General features: G+C 71.3%; 9 protein-coding genes and 1 CRISPR repeat array (1 of these 10 only partly in view). Of the genes, 7 read left to right on the top strand and 2 right to left on the bottom strand.

Annotation, left to right across the window (positions count from 1 at the left end; genetic code table 11):
- Nucleotides 1-376: direct repeats of the CRISPR family, unit length 28 nt; unit sequence GGATCACCCCCGCGTGCGCGGGGAACAG (it extends 1483 nt beyond the left edge of the window).
- Between the two features lie 468 nt (nucleotides 377-844).
- Entirely contained in the window at nucleotides 845-2968 is a 2124-nt protein-coding gene (locus GA0074694_RS01840; protein ID WP_091451441.1) for an N-6 DNA methylase, read from the bottom strand.
- Nucleotides 2969-3062: 94 nt separating this feature from the next.
- Here GA0074694_RS01840 and GA0074694_RS31340 point away from each other — a divergent pair, with 94 nt between their 5' ends.
- Nucleotides 3063-3233 (top strand): hypothetical protein, encoded by a 171-nt coding sequence (locus GA0074694_RS31340; protein ID WP_176737749.1) that lies wholly within the window; start codon nucleotides 3063-3065, stop codon nucleotides 3231-3233.
- A gap of 45 nt (nucleotides 3234-3278) precedes the next feature.
- Complete coding sequence (locus GA0074694_RS01835; RefSeq protein WP_245714508.1) at nucleotides 3279-3986, top strand: hypothetical protein; 708 nt, start codon at nucleotides 3279-3281, stop codon at nucleotides 3984-3986.
- On the opposite strand, the gene GA0074694_RS01830 is transcribed toward GA0074694_RS01835, so the two are convergent.
- On the bottom strand, nucleotides 3943-5223 hold the full coding sequence (locus tag GA0074694_RS01830) for a serine/threonine-protein kinase (protein ID WP_245714507.1): 1281 nt from the start codon (nucleotides 5221-5223) through the stop codon (nucleotides 3943-3945). The genes GA0074694_RS01835 and GA0074694_RS01830 overlap by 44 nt on opposite strands.
- A gap of 262 nt (nucleotides 5224-5485) precedes the next feature.
- On the opposite strand from GA0074694_RS01830, the gene GA0074694_RS01825 reads away from it, so the two are divergent.
- Genes GA0074694_RS01825 through casB form a run of 5 tightly spaced genes read left to right on the top strand, consistent with a single transcriptional unit; the run spans nucleotide 5486 to nucleotide 12761 of the window.
- Entirely contained in the window at nucleotides 5486-7585 is a 2100-nt protein-coding gene (locus GA0074694_RS01825) for a UvrD-helicase domain-containing protein (protein WP_091451435.1), read from the top strand.
- Entirely contained in the window at nucleotides 7582-10422 is a 2841-nt protein-coding gene (locus tag GA0074694_RS01820; RefSeq protein WP_091451431.1) for a CRISPR-associated endonuclease Cas3'', read from the top strand. Before GA0074694_RS01825 ends, GA0074694_RS01820 begins: the two co-directional genes overlap by 4 nt.
- 13 nt (nucleotides 10423-10435) lie before the next feature.
- Nucleotides 10436-11626, top strand: coding sequence for a type I-E CRISPR-associated protein Cse1/CasA (casA, locus tag GA0074694_RS01815; RefSeq protein WP_281189571.1), 1191 nt, complete (start codon nucleotides 10436-10438; stop codon nucleotides 11624-11626).
- Nucleotides 11602-12096, top strand: a complete 495-nt coding sequence (locus GA0074694_RS33520) for a type I-E CRISPR-associated protein Cse1/CasA (RefSeq protein WP_281189570.1) — start codon at nucleotides 11602-11604, stop codon at nucleotides 12094-12096. The genes casA and GA0074694_RS33520 overlap by 25 nt, the downstream gene beginning before the upstream one ends.
- Nucleotides 12093-12761, top strand: coding sequence for a type I-E CRISPR-associated protein Cse2/CasB (gene casB / locus GA0074694_RS01810; protein WP_091451429.1), 669 nt, complete (start codon nucleotides 12093-12095; stop codon nucleotides 12759-12761). The genes GA0074694_RS33520 and casB overlap by 4 nt, the downstream gene beginning before the upstream one ends.
- Nucleotides 12762-12763: the final 2 nt, after the last annotated feature.

The raw sequence follows: 12763 nt of genomic DNA, 5'->3' as shown, positions 1-12763 counted from the left end.
CGGGGAACAGGCTTTCGCAGGTTCTGCGGGATGCGTCGTCGCGGGATCACCCCCGCGTGCGCGGGGAACAGGCGTCCCACCACGCCTTGATGAAGGCGCGCATCGGATCACCCCCGCGTGCGCGGGGAACAGGTCACGGGTCCGGTCCAGCCACACCAGCAGCCGGGATCACCCCCGCGTGCGCGGGGAACAGGCGAGGCTGGTTCCGGGCGCGGGGGACACGTAGGGATCACCCCCGCGTGCGCGGGGAACAGTGGACACCCGGCGCCGGCACCCTGGCAACCCGAGGATCACCCCCGCGTGCGCGGGGAACAGGGGCCGGTAAGGCGGGGCTCGGCTGGAACCTGCGGATCACCCCCGCGTGCGCGGGGAACAGGCGTCCTGACCTGGTGCGCTAAAGATCAACTAGGCCAATTTTCTTCACTTTGGTTGGCATGACGCTCCACCGGGGCAAGGTGACGGGCTCACGTCGAACACAGCGCACCCGATGTTAGTTGTCAGGTTGAGGGTGGGCCGCCGCGTATCCCGGTTCCTGTACCGCTGATAGGCCGGGCGCGCTCGCCAGCGGTGTCATCGTCGTAGCTGCGGCGGGGTTCGCCTGCCTGCACCCGTTCGGGGCGAGGCGAGGCAGCAACGGGGGCTGAGTCTGACCCTGCGCGTCGATCGAGCCGGTCGGGACGTCCGGCTCGGGCGCTTCCCGAGGGAGGCGACCATCTTGGACCTGCGGCGTCTGGGGATGGTGGATGACGAGGTCAACAAGCCGGGCCCATCAGGTCCACGGCTGGAAGAAGGCATCCGAGGCGTTTGCCGGAATCGTCGAGACGGATCCTTCCGCAGGCTGAACTCACCGGGCTCGGGCGGCGGGTACTGATGGTGGGGCCAGGCCGAGGGCGCCCGTGGTCAGGCCGTCGCCGATCTCGCTGGCCAGGGCAGCTCCGGCCGCTGCCGCCTGGTCCAGAGCGGCGCGGAACTCCACGAGCTGGCGGAACGCCCTGCCGTATGCCTGCTGTTGGTCGAGTGGCACCACGGGGATGGCGAGACGCCGGATGTCGATGCGTAGTGCCCCGTTGGCGGTGCTGGAGGCGCGGCCGGCGATCCGCGCGTTGTCCGGGCGCGACATGACACCGGCGACGAACCACGGATCGAAGCGGTCGGTGTCGACGCGGATCAACTGGACGCTGGGCCCGAGTGTGGCTCCGATCTGCGCCGGGGTGGCAACCCGAGCACTGATCTTCCGGCCGATGACGGGAACGAGGATGTCGCCCGCAGCTACCTGCGGCCCCGGGTCGTCGTTTGCGCTGCGGGCCGCCGAACCGGTGGCCGGGCTGCCAGCTAGGACGTCGGCAGCGGTCAGTACGGCGACGCTGGAGGTGACACCGGTTGTCCGGCTGCGGATGGCGGTGCGCTGGACGGTGATGCTGCCGGATCGAATCAGGTCGGCGAGGTCGGCTTGGGGAGCCTCGCGTAGCGGCGCTGCCGATGTCTCGCGTACTGCGGGCAGGATGCGCCGCATGTCGTCGAGGAGCCGGTCGAACTCGTTCATTCTGGCGATGATCTGTGCCGGTGTGGCGACGAGTTCGCTGGCCTGCGGTAGGTGGCGTTGCGGTGTCAGGTCGACCTGGTCGTCGAGCAGTTCGATGGCGGGAACGGTGCGGTGGACGCCGGGCAGTTCCGCGCGGTCGTCGGACTGGTGGGCACGCCATGCGGTGCCGACGATTTCGGCGAGGGGCCGGGTGGCGGATTCCGTGGTGGTGTCGACCACGAGCAGGTCGGCAGCGTGTGGCTGGTGCGGATCAGACGGGGTGAGGACCCAGACGTGCAGTCCGATGCCGGCTGGCGGCATCAGGCCGGCGGGGAGCGCGATGATCGCGCGTAGTGCGCCGCGGCGGATCAGTTCTGCGCGAACCCGGCGGCCTGCGGGGCGCGCCGCGGCAGCCGGGGGCATGAGGACGACGACGGTGCCGCCGGGGGAGAGATGCGCCAGCGCGTGTTGCACCCAGGCAAGTTCGGGTTCGGTACGCGGGGGAAGCCCGTACGTCCAGCGGGGGTCGTACGCGAGACGGTCGTGACCCCAGTCGTGAATTCCGAACGGAAAGTTCGCCACGACGACGTCGGCCTGCAGGTCGGGTAGGGCGTCTCCGAGCAGGCTGTCGCCGATTCGTACGACGGGCGGCTCCACGTCGTGCCCGGTGTGCCGGGCACGCAGGTGCACGAACCACAGCCGCAGCAGGGTGATCACCGCGTACTGCCGGTTGATCTCCTGCGCATAGCACCGGGTGGGCGTGCCGTTCCGCAGGGCCCGGTCGGCGGCCATTCGCAGGAGCGACCCGGTACCGCTGGTGAAGTCGAAGGTGCGGGCTCCGGAGCCGGCGAGGGTCAGCATCACGTCGGCGACGACGTCCGGTGTGCCGGCGAGGCCGGACAGTGAGTGGGCTGAGGACACGTACTGGTTGTGCAGGTGCTCGAAGGCGGCTTCGGGGCCCTGTTCCGCCCCGAGTTGGTCGACTGTGCGAAGCAGCGTGGTGAGCTGCGCGGTCCACTGTCCCGGAAGGACGCCACCGATGAGCTCGGCCAGTCCGGGATCGAGGACGTGCAGGTGATTGACGAGCTGCCTCGGCGTGGGCAGGTCGGTGTCGGTGGTCGTGGTCTGGTCGGCGCGGACGAGCAGTAGCGCGCCGGCGACCCCGAGGATGTCGCTGATCTGCGTCGCGGGCTGGTAGCTCTCGATGTGTCGCCAGGCCCATTGTTCGGTGCCGGCGTGGTGCAGCCGGCCGTGGCGGCGCAGCCAGTGCTCGACTTCCCGCGCGTCGAACGACGGACTCGTCGGCGTGCCGCCCACGGGTGCTGGGAAGTCGGCGTACCGGCGGCGCCAGTTGCTGACCGCGGCCCTGCCGACGCTGGCCAGTCGCGCGATGCCACTTGCGGTCAGGGTGGCCTCGTTCGGGGCCATGATCGGCTCATCTGTCACTCGTGAACGCTAGCATGACCCAACAGCTTGTGTATACGGTTCACAGCGTCTATGTTCCTTGGTGTTCCGGCCAACCATGCCTTTGGAGGCGCAAATGCCGCGTCGTGGACGTAGTACGACCATCGGAAAGATCGGAAAGGTCCACCAGGACCGTCGAGTCTCCGAGATCAGGGTGCTCGGCGAACTGCTGCGGCGGGAGCAGGCCGCCACGCCGGGCGAGGCTGCGCCGCCGCAGGACAGGTGGACGAACGCGGAAGTTCACTGACCGGACCGACCCGTACCGACGTCTGAAGGAGGACCATGAACACCTTTGCTCGTATCTGGACTGCCGAACACGCTGTCCCCGCGCTTCCCACCGGTGGCGTACGTTCGCCACGGCACCGCGCGGTACGGCTCGACGGACATCACCACACCCCAGGCGTACGCGCGAGTGCGCCTTGATCCCGTCGTCGGTGCGGCCATCGCGGACGCCTACCTGGCGGCGCCGATCCGGGACGACCGGGCCTATCCCGCCTACGCCGCCTTCTGCCGGGAGACGGTCCGGCAGTACCACTTCATGGTGGGCCGGGCGGAGTTCGGTGGCCTGGGCGTCGAGGTGCGGGTCGTCGACGTCGACCCGTACCCGGACGTCGCGTCGATGGTCGACGACGTACGGCGGCGTCGGCTGAAGGTGTGGGCCAGCGCGGCCAGTGGCAACCCGCACCCGTTCCTCGGCGACGGGGAGAACGACATGTTCCGGGCGGTCCACGACGTGTTCGGACACGCGGCCACCGGTCGTGGCTTCGACCGGCACGGCGAGGAGGCGGCGTGGTTGAAACACGCCACCATGTACTCGCCGCTGGCCCGGCGGGCCCTGGCGACCGAGACGCGTGGTCAGAACTGCGCGCGGATCTTCCGCTGTGGCGGTGACCGCTTCCCGGAGCAGAAGGCGGTGTTGCTGCCTCGGCTGTTCAGTGATCCGCGCTCGGTGTCGGTCAGGAGGGCTGACGCGGAGCTGGGGGTGAGGACTCCTCGCTGAGGCGCGCGATTTCCTGGCGCAGGCGCAGCACCGCCGGATGCTCCGGCCCCTCCGCCCGAGCCCGGTCCTCCAGGAGTTCCTGGAACAGTCGCGACGCCCGGCTGTGTTCGCCGAGCGCGCGGTGGGCGCGAGCGACCCCGAGCCGGAAGTCGAACACCAGCGGGTCGTCGTCGCCGTGCTGCCGTGCGTGCTGGGCGGCCAGGTGCCGCCACTGCCGTGCGGCAGCCCGGTACTCGCCTGCGGCGTGCAGCTGTTCCGCCTGCTTGGCGGCCAGTCTCACGTCGAGAGGGGTCGGCTCGGCGGTGTCCGTCGCGGTGGGGCGGGTGTGCGGGGGTACCCGTCCCACGATCGCGGCGTAGGCCCGTACCGCCCCGGCGGTGTCGGTGAGCACGCCGGGAATCGGCGGCAGGTCGTGGCAGAACGGTGCCAGCACCGCGTAGACGTCGGCGGCGGTGGCGGGCCGGTCTCGGGGATCGATCGCCAACAGCGTGTGCACCAGGTCGTCGAGTTCGTCGGGGATGCCGGGTCGTAGCTGGGTGGGGCGCGGCGGAGGACCGTCGATCTGACGCCGCAGCGTGGTCGTGGTGGTCACCTCGTCGAAGGGCGGAGAGCCGGTGAGCAGGTCGAAGAGCGTGGCCCCCAGGCCGTACAGGTCGGTGCGGTGGTCGGTGGGCTCCCCGAGGACCTGCTCCGGCGCCATGTAGCCCACCGTGCCGAGAGCGTGCCCGGTCAGGGTGATCCTGGAGTAGCGGTCGTCGTCCCGTACGACCGCCAGGCCGAAGTCGAGCACCTTCACCGCGCCGCTCGTGTCCAGCATGACGTTGCTCGGCTTGATGTCCCGGTGCACCAGGCCGATCTGCCGTGCGGCGAGCAGGACGGCGCAGACCTGCGCCCCGATGGCGGCGGCCCACCCCGGCGGGAGCGGCCCCTGTTCGCCGATCAGGTCGGTGAGCGTGATTCCGTCGATCTTCTGGAGGACGACGTACGGCTGGCCGGCATGCTCGCCGAGGTCGTAGATGGCGGGTACGCCGGGGTGGTCGAGCCGTGCGGTCAGCAGTGCCTCCCGTCGGAAGCGGCGCACCAGGTCCACGTCCGGCCTGGCGGCGTTGACGAACTTCACGATGACGGCACGGTCGAGCAAGGTGTCCTGGCCGGGCCAGACCTCACCCATGCCCTTGTGAGCCAACGGAAACCGGCCCAGCCGGTACCTGTCCTTGAGGCTCGTACCGGGGACCACGTGGCTCAGCATATCGGCCGAACCGCTGGAGCCCTCGCCGCATCCGTCCGGTTCGGCGCGCACTATCTGGTGAACTTGATGCACCAATATCGGCTTGCAAGCGGAGTTCACAAAGTGCTCTAATGTGGAAGCGGCGTGAGCAGCTTCTTCGACTACGCCGCTCTCCCATGCTGCGAGATCGGCCCGGTCGACCGTGTCCGACTCGCGACAGTTCCACCTTCCGCGCTCCGGTGCCGGCCGAGCGCCACCGACAGGGGATGGCATGCCTGAGTTGGCCCTCGGCCGGGACTTCCTTCCTGCCTACGCCAAGCTGCAAACCCGCGTGCAACGCGCCGTGATTGCCGCCATCGCCAAGTTCGCCGAGCACACCCACGCGGGCCTGCACCTGGAGAAGCTGACCGGGGCCCGGGACCCGAACGTCCGCACCATCCGTATCGACAGGTTCTATCGGGGAGTCGTCCTCGCGCTCGGCGACGAGAGGTACGCGCTGCTCAACGTCCTGCCGCACGACGACGCCATCGACTTCGCGCTGAGCCGTCGGTTCACCGTCAACCAGACCCTCGGCGTGCTGGAGATGCGTGACCAGGCGGGCATCGAGGAGTTCGCCCGCACCGAACCCGTGAGCACGCACGGCGGACTGTTCGACCACGTCTCGGCCGCCGACTTCGTCCGGCTCGGCATCGACGAGGACCTGGTGCCCCTGCTCCGCGTCATCACCACCGACCAGCAGTTGAAGAGCCTCGCCGGACGCCTGCCGGAGACCCAGCTCGGCACGCTCAACGATCTGGCCACCGGGATGACCGTGGCGGAGGTCTGGGCGGAGCTGGCCGACCGGGTCGTGTCGGGTGTCGACACCGACGACCTGCTGACCGCGGCACGCCGGACGCCCGAGCGGATCGCCTTCGTCTCCGGCCCGGTGGAACTCGCCGCCATCCTCGCCCACCCGTTCGACGTGTGGCGAACCTTCCTGCACCCGACCCAGCGCGACGTCGCCTACCGCGAGACCTACAGCGGCCCCGCGCTGGTGACCGGCAGCGCCGGGACCGGCAAGACGGTGACCGGCCTGCACCGGGCGGTGTTCCTCGCCGAGCGGCTGCCCGACGGCGAGAAGGTCCTGCTGACCACGTTCACCCGCGCGCTCGCCAACGCCCTCACCAGACAGTTGTACCGGCTCACCGCCGACCCGGCGGTCCGCGCGCGGATCGACGTGATCAGTGTCGACAAGCTCGCCCACGACATCGTCACCCGGCACAGCGGGAAGGTCTCGGTCGCCGAGAGGGAGATCCTCGACCACCTGTGGGAAACCGCTGCGAAGGCCGGGCCCACCTACGTGAACCGCGCCGGCCAGGTCACCGGCGTCAGCGCCGCCTTCCTCCGGCGCGAGTGGGAGCAGGTCGTCCTGGCGCAGCAACTGACCACCCTGGACGAATACCTCGGCACCACACGTAAGGGCCGTGGCGCTGCTCTGCGCGCGACCCAACGCGCCCAGGTGTGGACCGCTGTCGACAGCGTGGCGCGGGAGTTGGCGAAGCGACGTCTGCGTACCCACACCCAGCTCGCCGACGACGCGGCCGCGATCCTCCGCCGGTCGTCGGCCCGATACCGGCACGTCGTCGTCGACGAGGGACAGGACCTGCACCCGGCGCAGTGGCGGCTGCTGCGCGCGCTCGTCCCACCCGGACCGAACGACATGTTCCTCCTCGCCGACCCGCACCAGCGCATCTACGACAGCCACGTCTCACTGACCCAACTCGGAATCGAGGTCCGGGGCCGGACCCGGCGGCTCACCGTCAACTACCGGACCACCCACGAGATCCTGAACCTGTCGGTCAGGGTCCTCAGCGGCGACGCCGCCACCGGCCTGGATGGCCAGGAGGACACGTTGCGCGGCTACCGCTCGATCACCCGGGGCGGGGCTCCCGACCTCGTCGCCCACCCCAGCCGCGACGACGAGCACGAGGCGCTCGTCGAACGGGTCGGGACCTGGCTGGACCAGGGGGTGGAGGAGCACGCCATCGGTGTCGCCGCCCGGACCGGACAGCTGGTCAGGACCATCAGCCGGATCCTGGGTGAGGCGCACATCCCCGTCGCCGACGACAAACGCGGCGTCGACGGGGTGCGCGTGGCCACCATGCACCAGATGAAGGGGCTGGAGTTCCAATGTCTCGCGGTGGTCGGGCTGGACGCCGGCATCCTGCCGGCGCCGAACGCCCTCACCTCGGCCGCCGAGGACCCGCACGCCCACCGGCAGGATCTGCAACGGGAACGCTGCCTGCTGTTCGTCGCCCTGACCCGGGCCCGCGACGTGCTGTACCTGTCCCACGCCGGCACGCCCAGCCCGCTGCTGCCGGCGGGCCGATGAGCGCCGCCACCGCCGGAGGCGGTCCGGAACTGGGCGACGCGGCCCGCTCCGTCTGGGGCAAGACCGACCGCCGGGGCACCTCGCCGGTCGGGTGGCTGCCGCTGTGGCGGCACCTGGCCGACACCGCCGACGTGGCCGGGCACCTGTGGGACCACTGGCTGGGCCGGGCGGTCCGCCGGCGCATCGCCGACGAGCTGCCCGGTGGTGAGCGGGACGGCCGTACCCTCGCGGTCTGGATCGCCGGTGTGCACGACGTCGGTAAGGCCACCCCGGCCTTCGCCTGCCAGGCGTACGCGCTGGCGGACCGGATGCGCGACCACGGGCTCGGATTCCATCGGGACCTGGTCCGCGCCGACCGCCGGTACGCCCCGCACGCCACGGCCGGACAGCTCGTGTTGGCGGACTGGCTGCACCAGCAGGACTGGACCGACCCCCACCCGTACGCCGTCATCGTCGGCGGCCACCACGGCGTCCCGCCGACCGACGAGGGGCTCCGCAACGCGCAGGTGCGCCCGTACCTGCTCGGTGACCCGGCCTGGCAGCAGGTGCAGCAGGAGTTGCTGACCTGGATGACCGAGCGGTCGGGCGCGGCGCAGCGACTCGGCGAGTGGCGCGACGTGCCGCTGTCCCAGCCCGTCCAGGCCGCGCTCACCGGTCTCGTCATCGTCGCCGACTGGATCGCCAGCAACGAGGAGTTCTTCCCGTACGTCCTCGGCGGCACGGACGGGGAGAGACTGCGGTCCGGCTGGGAACTGCTGGACCTGCCCGTCCCGTGGCAGCCCGCCGCGCCGCCACCGAGCGTGGACGAGCTGTTCGGGGCGCGGTTCGCGCTTCCCGTCGGCGCGGTGCCCCGCCCGGTGCAGCGCACCGTCACCGAGCTGGCCGAAACCATGCCCGTGCCCGGCATGATGATCGTCGAGGCGGCGATGGGCGAGGGGAAGACCGAGGCGGCCCTTGCCGCGGTGGAGATCCTGGCCCGCCGCACCGGCGCGTCCGGCTGCTACCTGGCACTGCCCACCCGGGCTACCAGCGACGCCATGTTCGGCCGGATGCTGGCCTGGTTGCGCCGGTTGCCCGACGCCCAGGTCGGCCGGGGTGACCGGGACGTGCGGCTGGCTCACGGCAAGGCGGCGCTCGACCCCGACTACGACCGGCTGCGGACGACGTCCTTGCCGAGCGGAATCGCCGTGGACGCCGGTGGTGCCGACGTCGGCGTGCACGTCTGGCTGGCCGGACCCAAGCGGAGCCTGCTGTCCAGTTTCGTCGTGGGGACCATCGACCAGCTGCTCTTCGCGGCGTTGCGCGGCAAGCACCTCGTGCTGCGTCACCTCGGCCTGGCCGGCAAGATCGTCGTCATCGACGAGGCCCACGCCTACGACGTCTACATGGGGCGGTTCCTCGACCGGGCGTTGGAGTGGCTCGGCGCGTACGGCGTCCCGGTTGTCGTCCTGTCGGCGACCCTGCCGGCACACCGGCGGGCCGCGCTGATGCGGGCGTACGACGCGGGCCGGCTCGGACCGCTGCCCAAGCCCACCTGGCGCGACCGGGGTAAGCCGCGTGTCGACCCGTACGCGCCACTCCGCACCGACCTGCGCTACCCCCTGGTCACGGTCTCCACCGCCGACCGGGGCGCCACCGCCACCACCTGCGCCGACTCCGGCCGGGGCAACGAGGTCACGGTGCGACCCCTGGCCGACGACCTGCCGGCCCTGGTCGAGCTTTTCCGCGGCCGGCTGGCCGGCGGGGGGTGCGCGCTCGTGGTCCGCAACACCGTGGCCCGCGTCCAGGAGACCGCCGCCGCGTTGCGTACGGCCCTCGGACCGGACACCCCCGTGTCGGTGGCGCACTCCCGGTTCATGGCCCTCGACCGCGCGGCCAAGGACCGTTGGCTGCGCGACACGTTCGGCCCACCCGGCACCGGCAACCGCCCGGACCGGTATGTCGTGGTGGCCAGCCAGATCGCCGAGCAGTCCCTCGACATCGACTTCGACCTGCTCGTCACCGACCTCGCCCCGGTCGACCTCGTGCTGCAACGCATCGGCCGGCTTCACCGGCACCCGCGCGACGACCGTCCCGCCCGGCTGGAGACACCGACGTGCTGGATCACCGGTGCGGACTGGACGACCGAACCGCCGCAGCCGGTCAGCGGCTCCCGCCGTGTCTACCAGCCGGCCACCCTGCTGCGCAGTGCGGCGGTGCTGCTGCCGTACCTGGACGGGACGCCGCTGCGGGTTCCGTCGGACATCGCGCCGATCACCCAGGCCGCCTACGGCGACGCGCCCGTGGGCCCGTCGTCCTGGCAGCCCGTGATGGCCGAGGCGGAGGCGAAACAGCGGGACGCGTTCGAGGCCAAGGAACTCAAGGCCGACGGGTTCCGCCTGGCCGCCGTCGGGGAGCCCGGGGTGCCCCTGATCGGCTGGCTATCCGGTGGCGTCGGCGACGCGGACGACCGCACGGCACGAGGTCACGTCCGCGACACCGACGGCGAGTCACTCGAGGTGCTGCTGCTGGTACGCACCCCAGCCGGCCTGGTCGTCCCCCCATGGGTCGCTGGGGGTGGAGAGGTGGTGCCCCTCGGCTCGACCCCGCGTTGGCGACTGGCCCGTTCCGTCGCCCGGTGCACCCTGCCCCTGCCCCGCGCGATGACCTCCGCCGACGTCATCGACGACGTGCTCGCCGAGCTGGAGAGTCGGCACGACCTCAGTGCCTGGCAGGACAGTCCCTGGCTCGCCGGTGAACTCGTCCTGGAAATCGACGGTGACGGCCGGGCCCGCGTGGGCCCCTTCGATCTGCACTACGACCTCCATACGGGCCTCGATGTTGTCCGAGCAGACTGATGTGGGAGCTGAGTTGACAAACCTCGATCACGGATCTGGGTTCTCGCTGGTGGACGAGGAGTGGATTCCGGTGCTGGACGCGGCGGGCCAGCGGCGCGACGTGTCGCTGACCGGCCTCTTCGCGCAGGCCGCCGAGCTGCGGATGATCGCCTGCGAGCTGCCCACGCAGTCCTTCGCGATCCTCCGGCTCGCCCTGGCGATCCTGCACCGCACCACCGGCGGCCCACCTGGTGAGGCGGCCTGGCGGGCGCTGTGGCGGGACCGGGAACTACCGACCGGGGAGGTCGCCGACTACCTCGGGGAGTTCCGGGACCGGTTCGACCTGCTCCACCCGGAGCACCCGTTCTACCAGGTCGCCGACCTGCGCGCGGCGAAGGACAACACGTACGGCCTGGAACGCCTCATCGCCGACGTGCCGAACGGCATGCCCTTCCTGACCACCCGTGCCGGGCCGGGAATGGACTCGATCACGCTGGCCGAGGCGGCCCGCTGGCTGGTGCACTGTCAGGCGTACGACCCCTCCGGCATCAAGACCGGTGCGGTCGGTGACCCGCAGGCCAGGAACGGCAAGGGCTACCCGATGGGCCCCGGCTCGCTCGGATCGCTGGGCGGCGTCCACCTCGAAGGCCAGACCCTGCGGGAGACCCTGCTGCTCAACCTGGTGCCCGTCGCGCCCGAATGGCAGGTGGCCGACGAGCGCGATCTGCCGGTGTGGGAGCGCGATCCGCAGACCGCCGCTGAGGAGGCCACCTCCACCCGGGGCCCGTACGGCGTGCTCAGCCTCTACACCTGGCAGTCGCGTCGGATCCGGCTCTTCGTCGAGGCGGGCCGCGTCACCGGCGCGATGATCTCCAACGGTGACCGGTTGGACTGGCAGGACCGGCACCTGCGGGAACCGATGAGCGTCTGGGGACGCAGCGGGCCACGCGAGCGCGAACAGAAGCGGACCCCGATCTACCTGCCCCGGCCACACGACCACAGCCGGGCGCTCTGGCGCGGCCTGCAAACCCTGCTGCCCGCGCCGCCACCGCCCAACGCCGAGCCACCGCAGCGGCTGCCGCCGATGGTGGTGCAGTGGCTGGCCCGGCTGACCGTCACCGGTGTCGTCGGGTCGGACTTCCGGGCCCGGACCCGGGCACGAGCGTCACCTACGGCACCCAGCAGGCGGTCGTCGACGAGGTGTTCACCGACGCGCTCACCCTGAACGTGCTGCTGCTGGTCGAGGACTCCGCGTTGCGTACCACGGCGGTCGACGCCGCCGCCGACGCGGAGGCCGCGGTGACGGTGCTCCGCCGGCTCGCCACCAACCTGGCCCGCGCCGCCGGCAGCCGGGACACCGACAGCGGCGTGGCCGACCGGGCGGCCGAGCACGCGTACGGCCTGCTGGACCGCGCGTTCCGCGACTGGCTGGCCCGGCTCGGACCGGACAGCGACCCGACGGCCGAGCGGGTGGCCTGGCAGCGCCGGCTCCGCCGGGCCGTCGAGCGGCTCGGTTTCGAACTGGTCAGGAATGCCGGCCCGAACGCCTGGACCGGTCGCACGATCACCGACCAGAACGGCCGGGACGTGCACTACTCAAGCTGGCAGGCCGAGGCGTGGTTCCGCGACGGCCTGGCCAAGGCGCTGCCGATGGCAACGGACCGTTCGCACCAGAGGCAGGAGGAAGCAGCATGACCGTGGTGGAGACCGCCCAGCCGGACGGCTCGGCACGAAAGCAGTGGGGGCGGCGGCGCGCAGCACTCGGTGATCACGTCGCCCGCACGGTCGGCGCCCTCCAGGCGAGGGTGTTGCGCACCGCCCCGGTGCCCGAGGCGGTCAGCGCGCTGGCCCGGCTGCGCCGGGGCATCGGCCGAACGCCGGGCTTCGACTACACCCTGGAGCACTACCTCCAGGTGCCGGACGAGCTGCTGGGGTGGCGGTCGCCCGCCGACGACGAGCCCACCGACGCCGAGTACGCCGTGCACGACGCGGTGACCCTGTACGCGCTGCACCAACAGTCCCGTCGGGAGCGGATGCACGTCGACGGGCGCGGACTCGGTCAGGCCCTGGCCCAACTCGTGAACACCTCCCGCAGCCCGGAGGGCGTACGCCGCCGCTTCGCCGCGCTCGGCACCGGCAGCACCTACCACGAGAGCACCTACCACCTGCGCAGCCTGATCACGATGCTGCGCGAGCACCAGATCCCCCTCGACTACGGCCTGCTCGCCGACGACCTGAAAACGCTCCGTCGACCTGCCGACCGTCCCAGGATCCAGGCCATCTGGGGTCGCGAGTTCTTCCGTAGCCGACCCCGCACCGACGTCGACACCCCCGACACCGACTCGCCCGAGGAGAACTGATC

Origin of the sequence: Micromonospora inyonensis (genome assembly GCF_900091415.1) — a bacterium.
GTDB lineage: Bacteria > Actinomycetota > Actinomycetes > Mycobacteriales > Micromonosporaceae > Micromonospora > Micromonospora inyonensis.
Note: the sequence above shows the minus strand (reverse complement) of the source record. Positions and strands in the feature narration are given on the sequence as shown.

Coding starts and splice junctions, on each gene's coding strand:
- GA0074694_RS31340 (WP_176737749.1), top strand. CDS start 3,063: ATGCCGCGTCGTGGACGTAGTACGACCATCGGAAAGATCGGAAAGGTC.
- GA0074694_RS01825 (WP_091451435.1), top strand. CDS start 5,486: ATGCCTGAGTTGGCCCTCGGCCGGGACTTCCTTCCTGCCTACGCCAAG.
- GA0074694_RS01820 (WP_091451431.1), top strand. CDS start 7,582: ATGAGCGCCGCCACCGCCGGAGGCGGTCCGGAACTGGGCGACGCGGCC.
- casB (WP_091451429.1), top strand. CDS start 12,093: ATGACCGTGGTGGAGACCGCCCAGCCGGACGGCTCGGCACGAAAGCAG.